Here is a 23040-nt window from a genome sequence, read left to right on the forward strand (position 1 = left end):
GCGGGGATGACGATTTGTTCAGCGTTTCCCTAGTTGTCGAGCGACTTGATCAGGTCGAAAAACCGCTGGTAGAAATCCGGCGCGATCACCGTTTCCTCGCCGACCTTGACCAGTGTGTCCTTGTCGATCGCCCAAGGCAGGGAAACCGAGCCCAGCGCTGAAACGCTGACCCCGGCACTGCTGCCCTTGGCTTTCATTTCGAACTGGGTTTCCAGGGCGCTGGCGTAGATGACGGCCCCCAGACTGCTGGGCAGGCAGACCAGGGTGATGCTCAGCCGGGTCGCCTCGTCGGGTCTCGGCCGAAAATACTTTTCGCCACGAATATTGCGCGGCTTTTCGTCGTCGATCTGATAACCCTGGCTGAGCAAGGCCCGCTTGCCGACCTCGCAGGCGCCTTCCGCTTCCCGGCTGCTGTAGTACTGGAAAGGCGTCTCGCTGGTGAAGGTTTCCGATTGATAGGAACGCGGCGCTTTCGTCGAGCCGCAGGCGCCCAGCACCAGGCAGGAAAGCAGAACCGGCAAAAGGGAGCGGCATCGCTGCAACATCAAGGTCGGGGCTGATTTCATTGCTGCGTATTCTAAGTAATTTGGCGGTCAGGCGTGTGTCAAAGCCGCGCAGAGAACGCCCGCCGAGACTGGTCACGCGTTTCAGAGCCCGAGAAAACATCAGCAATTACTGAAGCATTCAATAAAAATACGTGACTATTATTTATCAATTACCACGCCTAGCATTCAGTCCATCGCAGCACGCCTTCCGAACACACCCAAGGAGACAAGACGATGGACCAGTCAAACCGCTACGCCGACCTCAGCCTGACGGAAGCCAACCTGATCGCCGGCGGCAAGCACATCCTGTGCGCCTACAAGATGAAGCCCAAGGCCGGCCACGGCTATCTGGAAGCAGCGGCCCACTTCGCCGCCGAATCCTCGACCGGCACCAATGTCGAGGTGTGCACCACCGACGATTTCACCAAGGGCGTCGATGCGCTGGTTTACCACATCGACGAGGCGAGCGAGGACATGCGCATCGCCTACCCGCTCGACCTGTTCGACCGCAACATGATCGACGGCCGGATGATGATGGTTTCCTTCCTGACCCTGACCATCGGCAACAACCAGGGCATGGGCGACATCGAGTACGCCAAGATGGTCGATTTCTATGTGCCGCGCCGCGCCATCGAACTGTTCGACGGCCCGAGCAAGGACATTTCCGATCTCTGGCGCATCCTCGGCCGCCCGGTCAAGGACGGCGGCTACATCGCCGGCACCATCATCAAGCCCAAGCTCGGCCTGCGCCCCGAACCCTTCGCCCGCGCTGCCTACGAATTCTGGCTGGGCGGCGACTTCATCAAGAACGACGAACCGCAGGGCAACCAGACCTTCGCGCCGATGCAGAAGACCATCCCGCTGGTGTACGACGCCATGAAGCGCGCCATGGACGAAACCGGCGAGGCCAAGCTGTTCTCGGCCAACATCACGGCCGACGATCACCACGAGATGGTCGCCCGCGGCGAATACATCCTGCGCACCTTCGGCCCCGATGCCGACAAGGTCGCCTTCCTGGTTGACGGCTACGTCGGCGGCCCGGGCATGATCACCACAGCGCGTCGCCACTTCGCCAACCAGTACCTGCACTACCACCGCGCCGGCCATGGGGCCATCACCTCGCCCTCGGCCAAGCGCGGCTACACGGCCTATGTGTTGGCCAAGATGAGCCGCCTGCAAGGGGCATCCGGCATCCACGTCGGCACCATGGGCCACGGCAAGATGGAAGGCGACAAGGACGACCGCGCCTGCGCCTACATCATCGAACGCGACAGCTACACCGGGCCGGTCTATCACCAGGAGTGGTACGGCATGAAGCCGACGACGCCGATCATCTCCGGCGGCATGAACGCCCTGCGCCTGCCCGGCTTCTTCGACAACCTCGGGCATGGCAATGTGGTGAATACGGCGGGTGGCGGGGCTTACGGCCACCTCGACAGCCCGGCTGCCGGGGCGCGATCGCTGCGGCAGGCTTATGAATGCTGGAAGGCGGGGGCTGATCCGGTGGAATGGGCGCGAGATCACTATGAGTTTGCCCGGGCGTTTGAGTCGTTTCCGCAGGATGCCGACAAGATTTATCCGGGGTGGCGGCAGAGGTTGCGATTGGCGGCGTAAGCGCGGTTATCAAGCGCTGCTTTCCGCCTTGAGGGCGGGCGTACTTTCTTTTGCTTCGCCAAAAGAAAGTAGCCAAAGAAAAGGCGACCCCGAGGTTGGCGCCGGGCAAGCCCGGTCCCTTCCGCTACTCGGCAGGCCGGGCGGCTGCGGAACTCGGGCTGCGCCCTCAGACAGTCCTCGCCGACAGCCCCCGGCCCGCCTGCGTTGCTCAGCGCCGCCCAAGGGGGCCAAAAGGCGTCGCGGAACCAAGCGACAGCCTGACTTTTGACTTTCACAGCCAATCCGAAAAAAAGCCAAAAAATGCAATCCGGTCACTGATTCTTCCCTCCCTAACCCCGCCACTCCCGCGCAGGCGGAAGTCCATCCCCTGCCTGGATTCCCGCCTACGCGGGAATGACGCTACCCAACCATGAGCGCGGCCGGTTTTCCGGGCCCCTTGGAAGGTGCCGAGCAACGCAGGAACGCCGGGGGCCTTCGGCTGGCGTTGTCTGAGCCGAAGGCGAGTTTAGCCAGCCGCCCGGCGTTTCGAGTAGCACAGGGAACCGGCGCAGCCGGCACCGCCCCAGGGTCGCCTTTTCTTTGCTTACCTTTCTTTTGGCGAAGCAAAAGAAAGTAAGACGCCCCGCAAGGGCGGAACCCCAAGCTAAACAAAGCATGATTAAACTACCGCTTACCAAACAATCATCCAACCAAAGCCCCCCTGACCATGAACTTCATCCGCACCCTGACCCTCCGCCAGTTGCAGATCTTCGTCGTCGCCGCCCGCCACCTGAGCTACGCCCGCGCCGCCGAGGAGCTGCACCTGACGCCGCCGGCTGTCTCGATGCAGTTGAAGCAGCTCGAAGACAACGTCGGCCTGCCGCTGTTCGAACGCATGGGGCGCGGTGTGGCGCTGACCGATGCGGGCGACATGCTGATGCACCACGCCCTGCGCGTGCTCGGCGAGATCAAGGACGCCGAGGCCAACCTGCAAGGACTGCTCGGCGCCGAAGCCGGTCAGCTCTCGGTCGGCCTGGTCAGCACCGCCAAGTATTTCATGCCCCGCCTGCTCGCCCAGTTCTCGCAGGCGCACCCTGGCATCGAGGTCCAGTTTTCGGTGGGCAACCGTGAAAGCCTGCTCCAGAAGCTGCAGGACAACGCCATCGACCTCGCCGTCATGGGTCGCATCCCGGTCGAGATCGACGCCCATGCCGAGCCGATGGCTAGCCATCCTTACGTGCTGATCGGCCCGTCCGACCACCCGCTACGCGAGGCCCGCCGTTTCGATTTGCAGGAGCTGCGTCACGATACCTTCCTGCTCCGTGAGGAAGGGTCCGGTTCGCGCCGCGTCGCCGAGGAAATGTTCAAGAACCACCTGTTCACGCCAGCCCGAACGATCAGCATGGGCAGCAACGAGACGATCAAGCAAGCGGTGATGGCCGGCATGGGCATCGCGCTGATTTCGCTGCACACCCTGCCGCTGGAGCTGAAGACGTCCGAGGTCAGCGTTTTCGATGTCATCGGCACGCCGATCGAGCGCACCTGGTACGTCGTGCACATGAACAGCAAGCGCCTGCTGCCGGCTGGCCAGCGCTTCCGCCAGTTCCTGCTCGAACAATCCGCCCCCGCCCTCGACCACGAATTCGGCCGCTACCTTTTGCCGCGCGCGGCAAGCTGAATCCGATACGCTACAATCTGCTGCACTGCAACATGCCCACATCGACAACGATCATGCATCCTCGCCTAGCGCTCTCCGAGCTGCAGGAGCATCCGCTCCGCCAGCGCCTGAACAACGAATTCCACGCCCGGCCGCCCGTGCCGCTGGTCGGGGCGATGCTCGTCTCGCATCTGGTCTTCAAGCACAGCGCCGAGAAAGCACCGGCCGCCCGCGACAATCTGAGCAAGCTCTGCCAGGGCCACGTCTGCAACTCGATCGAAAGCTCGGATTCGCACCTGATGATCGACACCGGCGCCTTCCGCATGCGCTGGGAGCTGCACACCGAATTCTCCAGCTACACCTTCTTCCGCCCGCTGGCCAGCGGCGAGGAGTTGCACCCGGACGTCACCGCCTTCGATGCCGTGCACCCGAAGTGGATTTCCGGCATCCCCGGCAAGCTGATCGTCGCCACCCATGTCGAACTGCGCTCGACCGACGAGATCAGCCCCGATTCAATCCTCGCCAGCCTGACGCCAAACGGCCGCACCATGGTCGCCGCCAAAGTGGCCGATGAAACCGCCTGGATCTTCACCGACTTCAAGATCGACAACGGTTTCTCGCGCTTTCTGGTGCTCAATGCCGGCATGACCCAGCGCCAGACCGGCCGCACCGTGCAACGCCTGGTCGAGATCGAAACTTACCGGATGATGTCTCTGCTCGGCCTGCCGGTCGCCAAGGAAGTCGGCCGCTGGCTGTACGACGGCGAGAAAAAGCTGGCCGACATGATGGACCGCATCGGCCAGGCCCGCAGTGCGCAAGACGAACGTGACGTGCTGGCGGCCCTTTCCGCCCTCGCTGCCGACGTCGAACATTCCGTCGCCCGCACGACCTTCCGCTTCGGCGCCTCCCGCGCCTATCACGGCTTGGTCATGCAGCGCATCGAAGAACTGCGCGAAACGCGCATCTCCGGCCTGCCCACCTTCTTCGAATTCATGCAGCGCCGCCTGATGCCGGCCATGAACACCTGCGAGGCGATCAGCCGCCGGCAGGAAGAACTCTCCGCCCGCGTCGCCCGCAACAGCCAGCTACTGCGCACCCGCGTCGATATCGAACTGGAACGCCAGAACCAGGAACTGCTCGGCCAGATGAACAGCCGAGCCAAGCTGCAACTGCGCCTGCAGGAAACCGTCGAAGGCCTGTCCGTCGTCGTGCTGACCTACTACGGCTCGCAACTGGTGCAGTATCTGGCCAAGGGGACGAAAGAGCTGCATCACTTGAATACCGATGTGATCACCGCCGTTTCGATTCCGGTGATTGCCGGGATGGTGGCCTGGGGGACGCGCCGCATGCGCAAAAAACTGGCGGCAGAGGAAGCCGGCGCGGCTTGAGGCGCCACTAGTTTTCTGAACCATCGCTTTCCGCCTTGAGGGCGGGCGTACTTTCTTTTGCTTCGCCAAAAGAAAGTAGCCAAAGAAAAGGCGACCCCACGGTTGGCGCCGGCTTCGCCGGTTCCTTGCGCTACTCGTCGGACCGGGCGGCTTGCCTGAACTCGCCTGCGGCTCAAACAAGGCAAGCCGAAATCCCCCGGCCCGCCTGCGTTGCTCAGCGCCGCCCAAGGGGGCCGAAAGGCGTCACGGAACCAAGCGACAGCCTGATTTTTGACTTTCACGTCACCCCGAAAAGAAGCCAAAAAGGAATCCACACGTTCAGCGTGGACGCCTTACCGGGCCCCTTGGAAGGTGCCGAGCAACACAGGGTCTGGCGGATAAAGGGCGAGGACTGTCTGAGGGCCAAAGGCCCGAGTTCCGCAGCCCCCGCCAGTCCCGAGTAGCGCAGGGAACCGGCGCAGCCGGCACCGCCCAGGGTCGCCTTTTCTTTGCTTACTTTTCTTTTGGCGAAGCAAAAGAAAGTAAGACGCCCCGCAAGGGCGGAACCCAAGGTTCCCCAAACACATTTTCCTGAAAAGCGAACCTCACCATCAACGCGGAAAACAGCGCTTGAAAACACCGCAACACTTCAAGTGCAGAACCCAAACCCCAGCTTAATTTATAATCCACGTTTTGCTCATTTCGGGAACCCGATCGTGACCGCTCCGCTCTTCGAATCCACCATCACCAGCCTGCCGCTCCTCAACAAGGGCAAGGTCCGCGACATCTACGCCGTCGACGCCGACAAGCTGCTGATCGTCACCACCGACCGCCTGTCCGCCTTCGACGTCATCCTGCCGGACCCGATTCCGCGCAAGGGCGAAGTCCTGCAGGCTGTGGCCAATTTCTGGTTCGACAAGCTCGGCCACATCGTGCCGAACCAACTGACCGGCATCGATCCGGAAACCGTCGTCGCCGAAAATGAGCGCGAGCAGGTTCGTGGCCGTGCCGTCGTCGTCAAGCGCCTGAAGCCGCTGCCTATCGAAGCCGTCGTCCGTGGCTACGTCATCGGTTCCGGCTGGAAGGACTACCAGCAGACCGGCGCCATCTGCGGCATCGCCCTACCGGCCGGCCTGAAAATGGCCCAAAAGCTGCCCGCCCCGATCTTCACGCCGGCCACCAAGGCCGCTGTCGGCGATCATGACGAAAACGTCTCCTTCGCTACCGCCCAGGCCCACTGCGCCGCCGACCTGGCCGAAGCGCTGACCGGCACCGGCAAGAACGGCGCCCAACTCGCCGACGAAGCCCGCATCGCCGCCATCCGCCTCTACGAAGAAGCCTGCGCCTACGCCAAAGGCCGGGGCATCATCATCGCCGACACCAAGTTCGAATTCGGTATCGACGCCGCCGGCACCCTGCACCTGATCGACGAAGCCCTGACCCCGGACTCCTCGCGTTTCTGGCCGGCCGACCAGTACGAAGAAGGCAAGAACCCGCCCTCCTACGACAAACAGTTCGTCCGCGACTACCTCGAAACCCTCGACTGGGGCAAAGTCGCCCCCGGCCCCAAACTGCCGGCCGACGTCATCGCCAAGACCAGCGCCAAGTACATCGAGGCTTACGAAAAGCTGACTGGCAAGACACTGTAAACGACCGTCGCTTCAACAAAAACGCCCGCGCAATGCGGGCGTTTTTGTTTTGCGGTTCGGAACTGGGAATAGGAAAACCACGAGGGCGATGGGGCTTTTGAGAGGCTGGGTTGTGCTTTTTACTGTCGGTCGGCCATGTAGAAAGCAAACTTTCAATTCGAGGAATACAGCCTCCAAATGAAATCTGCAGGCACAGTTTCTATGCGGAGCGATTGCCCAAGATGCTTTGGATAAGGCTATTGGCTGAGCCGATACAAAGCGGATACCGCTGGTTCGTAGTCTTGCTTTGCTGAAGCTTCATAGGCAAGTAATGCAGCTTCCAAGTCTTTCTCAGTGCCAATTCCCTGCTCCAAATACAGCCCCTGCATATACTGACCAACCTTATGCCCCTGCTTTGCAGCTAACTTGTAGAAGCCGAAGGCGATCTTGCTCCTGCTCTCGCGAGGCTTGTCTTTTGCCAATCCTTCTGGCGCTTGCAACATTTCAGCGATCATAATCATGGCATTTGGGTTGCCGAGCTTCACCGCCTTTTCGCACCAGCGGTAGGCAATGGCGTCATCTTGGTCTACACCGTATCCATAGTGGTACATGTTGCATATATTGCTCATCGCCATACCCGAACCTAGTTCTGAAGCTTCAACATACAGCGCTAGGGCTCTTTGGCGATCAATCGTGACTCGTTCCCCAAGAAAGAACTCATAGCCGAGGACCAACTTGGCATTCGACTCGCCCCGCGATGCAAGTTCTTCAAGATTTGCAATTGGCAATTTCCTGAGCTCTTCGAGATTGGAAACACCATCATCGGCCAGAGCACCCGCGATGAGTAGAACAAGAGCCGCAACAGCAACAGATAACCGTTTCCTATGCATAACAGTATTTACCCAGATACGTAATTGTTCACGACAATTGAATTCAGTGACATGGGAAATATTGTAAAGAACCCATACCATTCAGGCGGTTGAGACTTTCTAAGTCTGAATAATAACTTAGATATGTCATACGAATTTTGATATTCCCCCAGACGGAAAAAATGATTCTGAGCGACCGCTTTGGAGATCGATTCCCGACAGGCAGATCCCGGACCCACCCTTCAACTGAACCCCGCCCCTTCCCCCCGGTCAAATGTCCGTGATCCTGACCGACGAGGCTGCCATGAACCCGCTTTCCGATTTCCATACGCAAGGGGTGCCCTTACCCCACATCCGGCGCATTGCCGCTGACCGCCCCTTGCACTGGCTGCGCGCCGGCTGGCAGGACCTCAAGGCCAATCCGCTGCCCTCGCTGGCTTATGGCCTGCTCTTTGCGCTGGGCGGCGACCTCATCATCCTCGCCTTGCTCCAGAGCCCGCATCTGGTCACCGTCTCGATCTCCGGATTTTTCCTCGTCGCGCCGCTGCTCGGGGCTGGTCTTTACGAGTTGAGCCGGCGCACTGAAACCGGCGAGAAAATCCTGTTCATCGACTCACTCAAATGTTTCGGGCGCAACGGCCAGTCGCTGGCCTTTTTCGGCCTGATCCTGGCCCTCATCATGTTGATGTGGGAGCGTTTTTCCGCCGTTGCCTTCGCCCTGATCGACGCCACTTCGGCGCCGATGGCCAGTGCCTACCTCAACGAAATCCTCTTCGACGGCCAGCACCTCGCCTTCACTGCCACCTGGTTCCTGCTCGGCGGCGTATTGGCGCTTTTCGTCTATGCGCTGAGCGTCGTTGCGGTACCGCTCATGCTCGACCGCGACGCCGACGTAGCTACCGCCATGATGACCAGCCTGCGCGCCTTCGTGCGCAATGCCGCGCCGCTGCTGCTGTGGGCGGCCATGCTCGTCGGCCTGACCATGTTCGGTTTCGCCACCCTGCTCTTCGGCCTGGTTCTGATCATGCCGATTCTCGGCCATGCCTCGTGGCATGCCTACCGCGAGCTTGTAGAATAGGGGTTCTGCCCCCAGATCCAACGGGCGGCCTGACCGCCCGTTTTTCTTGCCTGGAATATAAAAATGACGACCGCCAATCCCCTGCTCGACTTCTCCGACCTGCCGCGTTTCGATACCGTTCAGCCCGAACACGTCAAACCGGCCATCGAATCGCTCTTGACCGCTGGCCGCGAGCTGATCGAGCGCCTGACCGCCGACACCACCCCGGCCACCTGGAAGGACTTCGCCGGCGCGCTGTCCGATGGCCTCGAGCCTTTCGGCCGCGCCTGGGGCATCGTCGGCCACCTGCATTCGGTCAATGACATCCCAGCCTGGCGCGAGGCCTACAACGAAATGCTGCCCGAAGTCTCGCGTTTCTACGCCGAACTCGGGCAGAACCTCAAGCTGTTCGAGAAGTACAAGGCGCTGCGCGACAGCGCCGAATACGCCACGCTGAGCGTCGAACAGAAAAAGGTCGTCAACAACGAAGTACGTGATTTCCGCCTGTCCGGCGCCGAATTGCCGGATGACCAGAAGCCGCGCTTCCAGGCCATCATGGAAGAACTGTCGCAGCTTTCGGCCAAGTTCGCCGAAAACCTGCTTGACGCGACCAACGCCTTTTCCGAAATCGTCACCGATGAAACCCTGCTCGCCGGCCTGCCCGACGACGCCAAGGAAGCCGCCAAAACTGCCGCCGATAAAGCTGGCGTCGAAGGCTGGCGTTTCAGCCTGCAAGCCCCGTCCTACGGCCCGGTCATGCAGTACGCCGACAACCGCGAGCTGCGCGCCCGCATGTACCGCGCCTACGCGACGCGCGCCGCCGAATTCCATGACGGCTCGAGCAAGCCGGAATGGGACAACACGCCGATCATCCAGCGCATGTTGGAACTGCGCGTCGAAGACGCCAAAATGCTCGGTTTCAACAATTTTGCCGAAGTCTCGCTCGCCCCGAAAATGGCCGACACGCCGGCCCAGGTGCTGGCTTTCCTGCGCGAACTGGCGGCCAAGGCCAAGCCGTTTGCCGAGAAGGACATCGCCGAACTGCGCGCTTTCGCCAAGGATGAACTCTGCCTGACCGACTTCCAGCCCTGGGATGCCGCCTACGTTTCCGAAAAGCTGTTGCAGGCCCGCTACGCTTTCTCCGAGCAGGAAGTGAAGCAGTATTTCACCGAGCCCAAGGTGCTCGGCGGCCTGTTCAAGGTCATCGAGAGCCTGTTCAACGTCAAGGTCAAGCCGGACAGCGCGCCGGTCTGGCACGAGGACGTCCGTTTCTACCGACTGGAATCACCGACCGGCGATCTGGTCGGCCAGTTCTACCTCGACCTTTACACCCGCGAAACCAAGCGCGGCGGGGCGTGGATGGACGAAGCACGGTCGCGCCGCCGGGTGCTCAACGGCATCCAGAAGCCGATTGCCTACCTGAACTGCAATTTCTCGCGCCCGAACGGCGGCAAGCCGGCGACCTTCACGCACGACGACGTCACCACGCTGTTCCACGAAACCGGCCACGGCCTGCACCACCTACTGACGCGCGGCGAAGAACTCGGCGTTTCGGGCATCCATGGCGTTGAATGGGATGCCGTCGAACTGCCGTCGCAGTTCATGGAAAACTATTGCTGGGAATGGGAAGTCGTCGAAGGCATGACCGCACACGTGGACACCGGCGCCACGCTACCGCGCGAACTGTTCGACAAGATGCTGGCCGCCAAGAACTTCCAGAGCGGCATGATGGCCGTTCGCCAGATCGAGTTCTCGCTGTTCGACATGCTGATCCATTCCGATTTTGACCCGAAATCCGGGTTGACCGTGATGGACGTGCTCAAGGACGTGCGCAAGGAAGTTGCCGTGCTACTGCCGCCGGAATGGCACCGTTTCCCGAACAGTTTCTCGCACATTTTCGGCGGCGGCTACGGTGCCGGCTATTTCAGCTACAAGTGGGCGGAAGTGCTGTCGGCCGATGCCTACGCCGCCTTCGAGGAAGCCGGAAATCCGTTCGACGCCACCGTCGGCAAACGCTTCCTCGACGAGATCCTGTCGGTCGGCGGCTCGCGCCCGGCCATCGAGTCGTTCAAGGCCTTCCGCGGCCGTGAACCGAGCGTCGATGCACTGCTTCGTCATAGCGGTATGATTGCGGCCTAAGCAGCTCAAACGAGGGAGAGAACAATGCGTTACCTGCTCATGCTTTGCCTGGCTGCGGCCAGCGCCTGCGCCCAGGCCGATACCTACCGCTGGGTCGATTCAGCCGGCCGTACGGTCGTTTCCGATACGCCTCCGCCGGGCAAATCCAAGGGCGTCGTCACGGCTGGCGGCAAAGCCGAAGCCGGCGACAACACGCCGTTTGCCACCAAAAAGGCTGCCGAAGCATTCCCGGTGACCCTGTACACCTCGGCCGATTGCGTTGCCGAATGCAAGCAGGCCCGTGACCTGCTGAACAGCCGCGGCGTCCCGTTTGCCGAGAAAATGGTGCAAACGCAGGAGCAAATTGACGAATTGAAACAACTGGTCGGCGATATCTTCGTACCGGCCCTGAAGGTTGGCAACCAGCGTTTCCGCGGTTTTGAGGCCGGTGCCTACAACAATCTGCTCGACTTGGCCGGCTATCCGAAGACCGCCGCCTACGGCAGCAAGCCTTCCGGTGGTTTGAGCCAGTGAAGATCGCCAGCTGGAACGTCAACTCTTTAAAGGTTCGCCTGCCGCATCTACTCGACTGGCTAGCCTCAGCAAAACCCGATGCGCTGTGTCTGCAGGAACTGAAGCTCGAAGACCACAATTTCCCTAAAGCCGAAATCGAGGCGGCCGGTTATCAGGTCGCCTTTTCCGGGCAAAAGACCTACAACGGCGTCGCCCTGCTCGCCCGTGAGCCGATCACCGATGTCATTTGCGGCAACCCGCATTTTCCGGACGAACAGAAGCGTCTGATCAGCGGCACGGTCGGCGACACCCGCGTCATCTGCGCCTACATGCCGAACGGCCAGGAAGTGGGCTGCGAAAAATACGACTACAAGCTGCGCTGGCTTGACGGTCTGGCCGTCTGGGTTGGCGAAGAGATGGCCAAATACCCCAAACTGGCGTTGTGCGGCGACTACAACATCGCGCCGGATGACCGCGATGTACACGACCCGAAACGCTGGGCCGACTGCATTCTCGTCTCGCCGCCCGAACGTGCCGCCTTCCAGCGTTTCATCGGCCTCGGCCTGAGCGACAGTTTCCGACTGTTTGAGCAGCCGGAAAAGACCTTTTCCTGGTGGGATTACCGGATGCTCGGTTTCCAGAAAAACCTCGGTCTTCGCATCGACCACGTCCTGCTCTCCGCCCCCTTAGCCGAGAAATGCAGCGCTGCCGGGATCGATCGGGCACCGCGCAAGCTGGAACGTCCATCCGATCACGCGCCGGTCTGGGCTGAGATTTCCTGACGCCTGATGTCGACGACCATCTCCCCCGATCGACTGACGACGCTCTACCCGGCGCTGGCCGGCTTGCCGGCCGAGCGGCTCGCCGCGCTCCTTCCGTCGCAAGCCATCATGCATCTGCCGGCCGGTACTCAGGTTTTTGCCGAACACCAGCCCTGCCAGGGCTTTCCGCTGCTGCTCGAAGGCAGCATCAAGGTCATCAAGCTGGCTGCTAACGGTCGCGAACTGATGCTCTATCGCGTCGCGCCGGGCGGCTCATGCATCATTTCATCGAGCTGCCTGCTCGGCCACACCGACTACAACGCCCGCGGCATCGCTGAAACACCGCTCACGCTGCTTGCACTGCCAGTCAGTGCCTTCACTGCTCTGATGATCGAACATCCGCCCTTCCGCGATTTTGTCTTTCACCTGTTTGCCGATCGAATCGGCGAGCTGATGCAACTGGTCGAGGAAGTTGCCTTCGCCCGCCTCGACCAACGTCTGGCCAAGCTGATCCTGGCTCGCAATGAGACAGCGCTCAACGTCACTCACCAGCAACTGGCCGACGAACTGGGCAGCGTCCGTGAAATCGTCAGCCGCCTGCTCAAGGGCTTTGCCGCACAAGGCCTGGTCACATTGGGCCGCGAGCAGTTGACGGTCACCAACCGGGATGGTTTGCAAAAACTTGCCGCTGTGTGACCGAGGTTACATACGCTATCCGGCCAAGCCGTTACATTGGCGCTGTACACATAACCTGACGGAGAACACACCATGGCTGCAAATGTTGGCGGTATCGACAAAATCCTTCGCATCGTTGCTGGCGCCGGCCTGATCGGCGCAACCGCAGCCGGCATGCTGCCGGTCTGGGGCTACATCGGCATCGTGCCCCTTGCAACTGGACTGATGGGCTGGTGCCCGGCCTACACGCTGCTCGGCATGAACACCTGCCCGATGAAGAAGTAATTCAGCATCTGGCCCGTAAAAAAACCCGCTTCGGCGGGTTTTTTCTTTGGTGAACACCCGCCTCGATCAGCTCAGGTAATTGGCGATCCGCACGTAATCCTCAACCGGAACATCCTCTGCCCGCAAGGTCGGATCGATGCCCAGCTCGGCAAAGGCAGCTTCGCTGAGCAGGCTCTTCATGGTGTTGCGCAGCATCTTTCGGCGCTGCGAGAAGGCGGTCAGCACGACCTGCGACAGCTTCTCCTGGCTCTTGGCATTCAGTTCCGAGACCGGCTTGGGAATCAGCCGGACCACTGCCGAATCGACCTTCGGCGCCGGATTGAAGCTTTCCGGTGGCACATCGATCAGCCACTCGAGATAAAAGCGGTACTGCAGCATCACCGACATGCGGCCGAAATCGGCGTCGCCTGGCTCGGCGACCATCCGCTCGACGACTTCCTTCTGCAGCATGAAATGCATGTCGCGAACGATGTCGACGTATTCGGCCAGATGGAAAAGCAGGGGTGTCGAGATGTTGTAGGGCAGATTGCCGACCAGCCGCAGATCCTTGCCGATACTGGCGAAGTCGAAAGCGAGCGCATCGCCTTCGTGGATGGTCATGCGGTCCGGGGCGTGCTGCTTTTTCAGGCGGGCGATCAGGTCGCGGTCGATTTCGACGACATGCAGATGATCGACGCGGGCCATCAGCGGCTCGGTGATCGCGCCCAGACCGGGGCCGATTTCGACGACCGTCTCGTCACGCTTGGGATCGATGGCCGAGATGATGGCGGCGATGATGCCGTGATCGACCAGAAAATTCTGGCCGAAGCGTTTGCGGGCGACGTGGCCTTTCATTGGATACTCCTTTTGGCCATGCGAGCCGCTTCGGCAATCGATTCGAACAGGCTGCCCGGGTCGGCGCGGCCGGTGCCGGCCAGTTCCAGGGCAGTGCCGTGATCGACCGACGTCCGAATGATCGGCAGGCCGAGCGTGACGTTGATGCCTTTGCCGAAAGTGGCGTACTTCAATGCGGTCAGGCCCTGATCGTGGTACATGGCGAGCACAGCATCGCCCTGGGCAAGGATGGGTGGCGTAAACATCGTGTCGGCCGGATAGGGGCCGGACAGCGCCATGCCTTCGCCGCGCAGCTTGTCGAGCACGGGCGTAATGACTTCAATTTCTTCCATGCCAAGATAGCCGCCTTCACCGGCATGCGGATTGAGGCCGGCAACAAGGATGCGCGGCGCGGCCAGACCATACTTGGCTCGCAGGTCGGCGTTCAGGATGCGCAGGGTCTTTTCAAGTACCTCCTGCGTAATGGCGGCCGGCACGTCTTTCAGTGGCAGGTGCGTGGTCGCCAGCGCGACGCGCAACGGGCCGCGTTCGGTCTCGCCGGCCAGCATCATGACGACGAGCGGCGTGCCGGTTTTCTCGGCGAGATATTCGGTATGGCCGGTGAAATGCACGCCGGCTGCGTTGATGACGCCCTTGTGAACCGGCGCCGTCGCCATCGCGGCAAACTCGCCGGACTGGCAGCCGGCCAGAGCGCGGTCGAGCAGGGAAAGCACATAGGGCCCGTTGGCCGCATCCAGCCGCCCAGCCTGTGATGGAACGGCGAGCGGGATGTGCAGGACATCGAGTCGCCCCACCGCCTGAACTTGGCCCGCAATGTAATCACGAAAACCCACATCCACCCCGAGTTGAGCCGCACGGGCTGCGAGCAGGTCGCGATCGCCAAGGATGACCGGATGCGCCTCGCCGTCGTACTCGGCCAGTCGCAAACACAACTCCGGTCCGATGCCGGCCGGTTCGCCGCTGGTGACGGCTATGAGCGGATGCATCACTGTTCGTCGAGGCGGTTTTCGACGTAGGTTCGATCGCGCAACTGACGCAGCCAATCCTGATAGGCATCGTCCAGTTTGCGCTCACGCAAGGCCTGGCGTGCCACAGCGCGCTGGCGCTCGGCGGAAACGTCGCGCTCGCGGCGCTCTAGTACCTGGATCAGATGCATGCCGAAGGGCGACTGGACGACCTGACTGACTTCATTGATCTTCAACCCATCCATCGCCCGTTCGAACTCGGGGACCGTATCGCCAGGATTGAGCCAGCCCAGTTCGCCACCCTTGGCGGCTGAACCATCCTGCGAGTAAAGACGAGCCTGCTCGGCAAAATCACCCCCATTGGCGATACGTTCGCGGACGGCCTCCAGCTTGCGCCGTGCCTCGGCCTCGGATACAACTTCATTGATGCGGACCAGGATATGGCGGGCATGGGTCTGTTGAACCGAAGCCGGGGCGCTGCCGCCGCGCTTGCCGACCAGCTTGACGATGTGAAAGCCGGCCGATGAGCGCAGCAGTTCGCTCACTTCGCCCGACTGCAGGCGGGAACCTGCTTCAGCATAGAGTGCAGGCAAACGGGCCAGCGGACGCCAGCCGAGATCGCCGCCCTTCAAGGCATCCGGGGCATCGGAAAAAGCAGCTGTCAGTTCGGCGAAATTCTCGCCGGCCCGCGCCCGCTTGAGGGCTTGCTCGCCGCGCAGGCGCAACTTCTGCAATTGCTCGGGTGTGGCCGATTCCGGGGCGCGCAGCAGGATGTGCGCCAGTTGATATTCCTCTTCGCTGCCCGTGGCTGCCTGATTGGCCAGATAGTTGTCGATTTCGCCGTCTGAAATGACCAGCTTGCTGTCCACCTCCCGCTCACGCAGCCGAACGGTGACCATCTCGTTGCGAATTTCCTCGCGGAACTGGGCGTACTGCATGCCATCTTTTTCCAGCGCCTCGCGGAATTGCGGCTGTGTCATCTTGTTGCCAGCCGCAATCCGGCCAATGGCCGCGTCCAGTTGGGTATCGTCGATCTTCACGCCAGTCTCGCGTCCATACTGCAGCTGCGCCCGCTCCATGATCAGGCGCTCGAGCATCTGGCGTTCCAGGACGTCCTGCGGCGGCAAGGGCGTTCCCTGTTTTTGCAGTTGCCTGAGAGCCGCTGCCAGGCGGGTACGCAGTTCGAAATGGGTAATCACATCGCTGCCGACCACCGCCACGATGCGGTCGGCTTCAACGGGATCCTGCGGCGCGGCCGAGAGGGGTTGGGCCAGCAAGCCGCCGAGGCAACAAATCAAGAGGATCAGGTGGCGAATATATGGGGTCATGGTCATCATTGGGTGGTAAGCAGGCTGCTGCTGGTGGGCAGTTCGTTGATCTTGCCGTAGCCGGGAATGCTGCGTCGTAGCAGGCCGATCGGATTGGAGCCGATGCTGCCGAAGTCGTTCAGTTCAAGCTGGAAAAATACCGAGTTGTTCGCCGTACCGGAGATAGCCCCCAAATGTTGGCCAACAAGGCGAACCGCCCAGCAACCGGCGTTGTACTCCACGCCGGCAATCGATTCAAGTACTTGCTTGTCGCGCAACGAATAATTGTAGCGGCCAACCACATACCAGTTCGATGAAATCGGCCACTGGCCGGCCACATCGAACTGATCGACCGTCGACAACGTGGTCAGCGGGTCACGCGTGTAGCGATAACTGGCCGACAGCACCTTGCCAAGTTCCGGCTGAAAACGCACCCCGGCGGCAAAACGCTCGCTGACGTTCTCACGGTAGTTGTACTCCCACGCCACATCGGCATAGGTTTTTGGCGCCACCAGTCCATTGACCGCTGCGACCAGATTCGAGAAATCTGCCTGACGGGTCGTTTCGCCGGCAATTGAAACGCGTTGCGGCTTGAAGTAATAACGCTGACCGACCATGGCCTTGAAGCGTTCGACCCCGGTTTCGCCGTCGAGCAGGCGCGTTGTCACGGCTGCCGTCAACTGGTTGGCATCGTTGATCCGGTCATAGCCGCTGTAACGGTTCTCGGAAAATATCTGGGCAAAATTGAAGTCAGACAAGCCGGAGTCGAACAAGGGAATCTGGCTCTGGTCCTTGTACGGAATATTGACGTAGTAAAGACGTGGCTCCAGCGTCTGAATATAACCACGACCGAACCAGTCACCCTCGCGCTCAAAAATCACCGTTGAGTCCAGCGAGAACGTCGGCAAAACCCGCGAAACGCTGTCAGGCAGGCCGGCCGCCTGCCGATCGAGCGTGTATTTGCTCATATGCAGGCCAACCTTGGGCGTGACCTGGAAGGCCGGATGGACAATGGGCAGGGAAAGTTGCGGGTAGAAGACCATGCGGTCACCCTGCACCTTGCCGGCATCGACATGCGTGAAGCGCGAGAATTGCCCGACCATGCTGAAATCGGTTTTCCAGATATTCGGCTTGTAACCAATCAGATTCAGTTGCGGCTCAAGAAAATAGGGCCTCGCCACCGGATTGGCCGGGTCGATCTGCAGCGTCTGATAGCGCAAGACCTGTAAATTGCTTTGCAACCAGGGCGACGGTGAATAGCCCAGCGTCACCTGCCGCGGCAACTGCGTCTGCGCAGTTTGCAACAAGCGAGACGACAGATCCTGCCAATAGAGGTCGTCCGAAACCCCACTCCAGTTCAGGGCGGCGGAGACGCCCTGCCCGAGGTTGTGTCGATGCTCCACGCGATAGCCGTACCGGCTGCGCCCGAGCACCTCGTCGTTAGGCAGGTACTCGAAGCGAGCCTGTCCCTGATAATTGAAATCAATGTAACGAGCATCGGCACCAAGCTGCGTTCCACGCTTGCTCATGTAACGAGGAATGAGTGTCAGATCATAGTTCGGTGCCAGATTCAGGTAATACGGCACCGAAATATCCAGGCCGCTACGGGTCGATGCCGAGAAATGGGGATGCAGGATGCCCGTGCGACGTTGAGTGCTCAGCGGGAAGGAGGCAATCGGCGTGTAGATAATCGGCACACCGCCAAACCACAGCGTCGCATTCTTGGCCGTACCTTCGCTACGATCATAATCAAGATGCGTTTCCGAGCTTTTCAAATACCAGTCGGTTTGTCCCGGCTTGCAGGTCGAATAGGTATTCGAAAACAGCGTCATCTGGTTTTCGCCTTCAAACTCGATGCGCTCGGCGTAACCATTCCCCTCGGAAGGGCGTGGTGGCGGCAACTTCGTCGGCAACCCATAGCTATTGGAGACATTGAGCATCATCGGGGCACCGGAGGTGCTCCCATTACTACTCGCTACCGTGACGACGGTCTGCTGCGGGGCATAAAAGCGACTCGGCACCTCCTTGACGATATGGTAGGTCACCTCTTCGGCCGAGCCAATCTGCTCAGCCAATCGCATCCGCATGTGCGGCCCGCTGATTTCAGCACCATCCTGCAGCATACGAACGGAGCCAGTTGCCTCGACCTCATCCTCAAGCGGCCGATACGTCAGGCGATCAGCAAAAATCAGCGTTCCGACCTTGCGTAGCTCGACATCACCTTCGGCTTGGGTAATCTCATCAGCCTGCCCCTCGATCTGATCGGCCACGATGAACAACGGGTAAGCGTCATCCCTCTTCAGTTCTATCGGTTTTTCCTGGGCGATCATCGGCGCCACCGGCTCGGCTGGCTGCTTTTTCTTGCTCAGCACATCAAACTTGCGTTCTTTGCGCAAATTCAACGGCAAATCGCTGACTGCTGCCAGTTGAATGACCGCAGAAGGCACTACAGCAGGGGCGGCGCCACGTTGCTCCACCGCGCGCCCAATATCAGCAGCCGCGAGCCCGGTCTGCACCCCGGCAAACAGGCAACAGACGAAAACGGCAAGCGGACGGCGGGCGAAACCGGGCATCAGGGCAATCAGTGAAGGTCCGGGACCGGAACGGCCGATGCCCGAGTGTTAAAATCGCGCCATTTTACAACGAACCGAACCCTGCCCGCCTATGCAAGCCACGCCGCGCGACCAACTTGTTACCGACTGGGTGGCCAGTCGCTTTCCCGACCAATCCGTCCGGATCACCCCGGCCTCGGCCGACGCCAGCTTCCGCCGATATTTTCGCCTGACCTGGCCGGACGGTAGCACACGCATCCTGATGGACGCGCCACCGGAAAAAGAGGACTGCAAACCCTTCATCCACGTCGCCGGCCTGCTCGCAAAGGCTGACTTGGCCGCACCGCGCATTCTCGACAAGGATCTCGACAACGGTTTTCTGGTGCTGACCGACCTCGGCCGCATCGGTTATCTCGACGCGCTGAACGCTGATCTTTCGTTGGCCGACATGCTGATCCGCCCGGTGCTCGACACGCTGATCAAATGGCAACTGTCGTCCACCGCCGCCACGCTGCCCCCCTACGATGGCACCCTGCTGCGCCGCGAACTAGATCTCTTCCCGGAATGGTTCATCGGCCGTCACCTCGGCATTGAGCTAGCCGACGAAGACCGGATCATGCTCGACCGTACCTTCAAGTACCTGATCAATTCGGCGCTCGGCCAGCCCAAGGTCTTCGTGCATCGCGACTTCATGCCGCGCAACCTGATGCTCGTCGAAAGCGCCGAGCGCCTAACCCCGGGCCTCATCGACTTCCAGGATGCCTTGATGGGCCCGATCACCTACGATGTGGTCTCGCTGTTCCGCGACGCCTTCATCTCCTGGGACGAAGAGCAGGAAATCGACTGGGTCGTTCGCTACTGGGAAAAGGCCCGGGCCGCCGGCCTGCCGGTGCGCGAGGACTTCGGCGTCTTCTGGCGCGAATACGAACTGATGGGCCTGCAGCGCCACCTCAAGGTACTCGGCATTTTCTGCCGTCTGAAATACCGCGACGGCAAGGAAAAATACAGCGAAGACCTGCCACGCTTCATCAACTATGCCCGGAAGACGGCCAGCCGCTACATCCAGCTCAAGCCGCTGCAGAACCTGCTCGACCGGCTGGAAGGCAACACCGAGCAGCTCGGCTACCGCTACAAATAAAGTGCGACCCAACAAAGTACGCAACAAGCACTACCGACCAGCCCTGACCTCAGGGCTGTGGCTGAGCCTGCCCGCTCTTGCCGTCACAACGGCGGTCCGGCTCCTCGGCATTGGTCGCCCCGAAATGTACGTACTGATTGTTGCGGCAGCACTTTCTCTGCCATGGAGTTTGTTCGGCGGTTTCATCGTTTGGCTGGCGCTGTCGGCGCTTGCCCAAACAATCAATTTCGACACGTTCGCCGGCCTGTATTGGGGAATCAGCGGCACCGCCATTCTTGGCGCACATCTGAACGGGTTCCTGCTCTTTTCCCGCCGCCAGTCGGCTCAGCCACCATTCGCAACGACGGTGATGCAATGAAAGCCATGATCCTCGCCGCCGGCCGTGGCGAACGCATGCGGCCGCTGACTGACCACACGCCCAAGCCATTATTGATGGCCGGCGGCAAGCCGCTGATCGCCTGGCATCTGGAGCGACTGGCAGCGGCGGGGTTCAGGGAAATCGTCATCAATCACGCCCACCTCGGCTCTCAAATCGAGAAAGCACTGGGCGATGGCTCGAAATGGGGACTCAATATCGCTTACAGTCCAGAACCACCGGGCGCGCTGGAGACAGCTGGCGGCATCGCCACTGCCTTGCCTCTGCTGGGCGACGATCCCTTCCTGGTGGTCAATGGCGACGTCTATTGCGACTGGGACTTCAACCGCGCACGGCAATTGCAAACCAGGAATGCCCATCTGATCATGGTCGCCAATCCGGCGCATCACACCGGCGGCGACTTTTCCCTACTCCCCTCCCCCGCAAGCGGGGGAGGGGCCGGGGGAGAGGGCACCCTGCACGTCGTCTACGCCAGCGGTGAGCAAACACTCACTTATGCCGGCATTGGCGTATTTTCGCCAGCCTTCTTCGCCAACGTAAAGCCTGGCAACGTGATGAAACTCCGCCCTCTGCTCGACGATGCAATTCGCCTCGGCACGCTGACCGGGGAACACTTCACCGGCCGCTGGGTCGATGTCGGCACGCCGCAACGCCTGGCCGAACTCGATGCCAGCCTGACCAAACAGCCCTGACCAGCCTCGTATCGTGGATTCGCAAACCCTCATCCGTCACATCAACAACGCCCATGCCGCCAACAGCATCGGTGACTACGAGGCAGCCCTGACCCACTGCCGCCGGGCACTCAAACAACAGCCCGAGCTTGTCGAAGCCCTGTACAACCAGGGGCTTGCCCTCGGTGGCCTGGGGCAAACGGCCAAGGCCCTGGATTCGCATCGCCGTGCAGCAACGCTGAGCCAACAGTCACCCGAAGCACTTAATGCCATCGGCCTTGAACTCGGCAAGCTTGGCGCCCAGGCTGAAGCGGAACAATGCCTGAATCGGGCCCTCGCCCTCGCTCCAGGCCACGCCCTGGCCCTCTCGAACAAGGCCAATCTACTGCAACAGCAGCAACGTTTCGGAGAGGCAGAGAAATGCCTTCAGCAGGCAATCGCCCAGCGCCCCGGCTTCACCCCATTGCTCAGCAATCTTGGCGCCGTCCTCAACCGACAAACCAGATTTGCCGAGGCCGAAGGGGTTCTTAGACAAGCCGTTGCCCACTCTCCGGAGCAGGCGGAGGCCTGGAACAATCTGGCCAACGCCCTAGCCGGACAGCGGAAGTTTGGCGAAGCTGAATCCGCGTTCCAGCAAGCCATTGCCATTGCCCCCGATTTGCAGGAGGCCTACGCCAATCTCGGTGACATTTTTCGTGAAATGCGCCGCTACCCAGAGGCTTACGAGATTTACAGCAGTCTTTTCAAGCTCAACCCACGCTTCGATTTTCTCAAGGGCCGCCTGCTCTACAGCCAGATGCAATGCTGCGACTGGCGCCAATTCGAAGAACTACGTCACAGCATCAATCAGGATGTTCGCAAAGGCCGCAAGGTAGCCGACCCTTTCGGCTACCAGGCACTTGCCGAATTGCCGCAAGACCTTCGGCAATGCGCCGAAACCTATGCGCTCGAATGCTTTCCGCCCCGCGCCAAAAATATCCAGACAGCTAACTGGCCGAGACACGAGCGCATCCGGGTCGGCTATGTATCAGGCGAATTCCACACGCAGGCAACCGCCATCCTGATGGCCGGCCTTTACGAGCAGCACGACAAATCCCGCTTTGCGATCATTGCATTCGACAATGGCCGAAGCGACGGGAGCGCACTTCGTGGCCGACTGGAGAACGCCTTCGACGAAATCATCAATATCTCCCTGTTGAACGATGACGAGGCCGCCGCCGCCATCTCTGCCCGCGAAATCGATATCCTCGTCAATCTCAACGGCTATTTCGGCAAGGGGCGACAAGGTGTATTCGCCCGTCGCCCAAGCCCAGTCCAGGTCAATTACCTGGGTTTTCCCGGAACCTTGGGCGCTGGCTACATGGACTATCTGATTGCTGACCGTCACGTCATCCCGGAAAAAGAAACCAGCGCCTACGTCGAAAAAATTGTCTGGCTACCCGACTGCTACCAAGCCAATGACAGCACCCGTCCACGCCCCGGCACCACGGATACAACCCGCACTGCCGCCGGTTTCCCCGAGAGCGGTTTCGTCTATTGTTGCTTCAACAACAGCTACAAGATCACCCCTCACCGCTTTGCGCTGTGGATGGCCATACTGCAGCAAGTCCCCGGTTCGGTCCTCTGGCTGCTTGAGGACAATGCCACGGCCAGCACCAACCTGCGCAGCGAAGCGTGCAAACATGGAATCGCCGCCGAACGCCTGGTCTTCGCCCCCCGCGTTCACCAAGACGAACATCTGGCTCGCCACCAACTGGCTGACCTGTTTATCGATTCGCTCCCCTACAACGCGCACACCACCGCCGCAGACGCTCTGTGGTCCGGCCTGCCCGTTCTCACCCAGACCGGGAGCACATTCCCCGGGCGTGTAGCAAGCAGTCTGCTGCAAGCAATCGGCCTGCCTGAATTGATCACCCATGACGATGCTTCGTATGTTGCATTGGCCGTAGAACTGGCAAACAATCCAGCTCGCCTTGCCGCAATACGCAAGACGCTGGCGGAGCAACATGACAAAGCCCCCCTGTTCGATACCAGGCGCTTCACGCACCATATCGAAACGGCCTACGCCACGATGTATCAACGACAACAAGCCGGACTGCCTCCCGAACACTTTGCCGTAGACTCCTGAG

Annotated in this window: 20 protein-coding genes; 14 read left to right on the forward strand and 6 right to left on the reverse strand. The window is 60.6% G+C overall.

Features of this window, described 5'->3' with window-relative positions; all coding sequences use genetic code 11:
* Positions 1–29: 29 nt before the first annotated feature.
* Positions 30–566: a DUF2242 domain-containing protein gene (locus KI617_RS17205; RefSeq protein WP_226448355.1), complete on the reverse strand. Its 537-nt coding sequence runs from the start codon at positions 564–566 to the stop codon at positions 30–32.
* Positions 567–779: 213 nt separating this feature from the next.
* Here KI617_RS17205 and KI617_RS17210 point away from each other — a divergent pair, with 213 nt between their 5' ends.
* The 4 genes from KI617_RS17210 to KI617_RS17225 all read left to right on the forward strand — a co-directional run bounded on the left by KI617_RS17210 (position 780) and on the right by KI617_RS17225 (position 6811).
* On the forward strand, positions 780–2159 hold the full coding sequence (locus KI617_RS17210; protein ID WP_226448356.1) for a ribulose-bisphosphate carboxylase: 1380 nt from the start codon (positions 780–782) through the stop codon (positions 2157–2159).
* Positions 2160–2865: 706 nt separating this feature from the next.
* The gene (locus tag KI617_RS17215) at positions 2866–3816 is read left to right on the forward strand and encodes a LysR family transcriptional regulator (protein WP_226448357.1); all 951 of its coding nucleotides are present in this window, start codon (positions 2866–2868) and stop codon (positions 3814–3816) included.
* Positions 3817–3869: 53 nt separating this feature from the next.
* Positions 3870–5183 (forward strand): DUF3422 family protein, encoded by a 1314-nt coding sequence (locus KI617_RS17220; protein WP_226448359.1) that lies wholly within the window; start codon positions 3870–3872, stop codon positions 5181–5183.
* 695 nt (positions 5184–5878) lie between these two features.
* Positions 5879–6811 (forward strand): phosphoribosylaminoimidazolesuccinocarboxamide synthase, encoded by a 933-nt coding sequence (locus tag KI617_RS17225; RefSeq protein WP_226448361.1) that lies wholly within the window; start codon positions 5879–5881, stop codon positions 6809–6811.
* Positions 6812–7047: 236 nt separating this feature from the next.
* Here the strand turns inward: KI617_RS17225 and KI617_RS17230 are convergent, their stop codons facing one another.
* Positions 7048–7761, reverse strand: a complete 714-nt coding sequence (locus KI617_RS17230) for a tetratricopeptide repeat protein (RefSeq protein WP_226448363.1) — start codon at positions 7759–7761, stop codon at positions 7048–7050.
* A gap of 202 nt (positions 7762–7963) precedes the next feature.
* Here KI617_RS17230 and KI617_RS17235 point away from each other — a divergent pair, with 202 nt between their 5' ends.
* The 6 genes from KI617_RS17235 (at position 7964) to KI617_RS17260 (ending at position 13068) form a co-directional block, all read left to right on the forward strand.
* Entirely contained in the window at positions 7964–8737 is a 774-nt protein-coding gene (locus KI617_RS17235) for a DUF2189 domain-containing protein (RefSeq protein ID WP_226448365.1), read from the forward strand.
* Between the two features lie 63 nt (positions 8738–8800).
* Positions 8801–10855 carry a M3 family metallopeptidase gene (locus KI617_RS17240; protein ID WP_226448366.1) on the forward strand — a complete coding sequence of 685 codons (2055 nt, stop codon included), beginning with the start codon at positions 8801–8803 and terminating at the stop codon, positions 10853–10855.
* A gap of 24 nt (positions 10856–10879) precedes the next feature.
* Positions 10880–11368, forward strand: coding sequence for a glutaredoxin family protein (locus KI617_RS17245; protein ID WP_226448368.1), 489 nt, complete (start codon positions 10880–10882; stop codon positions 11366–11368).
* Positions 11365–12129: an exodeoxyribonuclease III gene (gene xth, locus KI617_RS17250; protein ID WP_226448370.1), complete on the forward strand. Its 765-nt coding sequence runs from the start codon at positions 11365–11367 to the stop codon at positions 12127–12129. Before KI617_RS17245 ends, xth begins: the two co-directional genes overlap by 4 nt.
* Positions 12130–12135: 6 nt before the next feature.
* Complete coding sequence (locus KI617_RS17255; protein ID WP_226448372.1) at positions 12136–12804, forward strand: Crp/Fnr family transcriptional regulator; 669 nt, start codon at positions 12136–12138, stop codon at positions 12802–12804.
* 72 nt (positions 12805–12876) lie between these two features.
* Complete coding sequence (locus tag KI617_RS17260) at positions 12877–13068, forward strand: YgaP family membrane protein (RefSeq protein WP_226448374.1); 192 nt, start codon at positions 12877–12879, stop codon at positions 13066–13068.
* Between the two features lie 66 nt (positions 13069–13134).
* Here the strand turns inward: KI617_RS17260 and rsmA are convergent, their stop codons facing one another.
* The 4 genes from rsmA to KI617_RS17280 are packed head-to-tail and all read right to left on the reverse strand — an operon-like array spanning position 13135 to position 18747.
* The gene (rsmA, locus tag KI617_RS17265; protein WP_226448375.1) at positions 13135–13902 is read right to left on the reverse strand and encodes a 16S rRNA (adenine(1518)-N(6)/adenine(1519)-N(6))-dimethyltransferase RsmA; all 768 of its coding nucleotides are present in this window, start codon (positions 13900–13902) and stop codon (positions 13135–13137) included.
* Positions 13899–14888 (reverse strand): 4-hydroxythreonine-4-phosphate dehydrogenase PdxA, encoded by a 990-nt coding sequence (pdxA, locus tag KI617_RS17270; protein WP_226448377.1) that lies wholly within the window; start codon positions 14886–14888, stop codon positions 13899–13901. Before pdxA ends, rsmA begins: the two co-directional genes overlap by 4 nt.
* Positions 14888–16204 carry a peptidylprolyl isomerase gene (locus tag KI617_RS17275; RefSeq protein WP_226448379.1) on the reverse strand — a complete coding sequence of 439 codons (1317 nt, stop codon included), beginning with the start codon at positions 16202–16204 and terminating at the stop codon, positions 14888–14890. The genes pdxA and KI617_RS17275 overlap by 1 nt, the downstream gene beginning before the upstream one ends.
* Positions 16201–18747, reverse strand: coding sequence for an LPS-assembly protein LptD (locus tag KI617_RS17280; protein WP_226448381.1), 2547 nt, complete (start codon positions 18745–18747; stop codon positions 16201–16203). Before KI617_RS17280 ends, KI617_RS17275 begins: the two co-directional genes overlap by 4 nt.
* 91 nt (positions 18748–18838) lie before the next feature.
* On the opposite strand from KI617_RS17280, the gene KI617_RS17285 reads away from it, so the two are divergent.
* Genes KI617_RS17285 through KI617_RS17300 form a run of 4 tightly spaced genes read left to right on the forward strand, consistent with a single transcriptional unit; the run spans position 18839 to position 23039 of the window.
* Complete coding sequence (locus KI617_RS17285) at positions 18839–19864, forward strand: aminoglycoside phosphotransferase family protein (protein WP_226448383.1); 1026 nt, start codon at positions 18839–18841, stop codon at positions 19862–19864.
* 1 nt (position 19865) lies between these two features.
* Positions 19866–20222, forward strand: a complete 357-nt coding sequence (locus KI617_RS17290) for a hypothetical protein (protein ID WP_226448385.1) — start codon at positions 19866–19868, stop codon at positions 20220–20222.
* On the forward strand, positions 20219–20932 hold the full coding sequence (gene murU / locus KI617_RS17295) for an N-acetylmuramate alpha-1-phosphate uridylyltransferase MurU (RefSeq protein WP_226448387.1): 714 nt from the start codon (positions 20219–20221) through the stop codon (positions 20930–20932). Before KI617_RS17290 ends, murU begins: the two co-directional genes overlap by 4 nt.
* Before the next feature lie 13 nt (positions 20933–20945).
* Positions 20946–23039: an O-linked N-acetylglucosamine transferase, SPINDLY family protein gene (locus tag KI617_RS17300; RefSeq protein ID WP_226448389.1), complete on the forward strand. Its 2094-nt coding sequence runs from the start codon at positions 20946–20948 to the stop codon at positions 23037–23039.
* Position 23040 lies beyond the last annotated feature (1 nt).

Source organism: Ferribacterium limneticum (genome assembly GCF_020510625.1).
GTDB lineage: Bacteria > Pseudomonadota > Gammaproteobacteria > Burkholderiales > Rhodocyclaceae > Azonexus > Azonexus limneticus_A.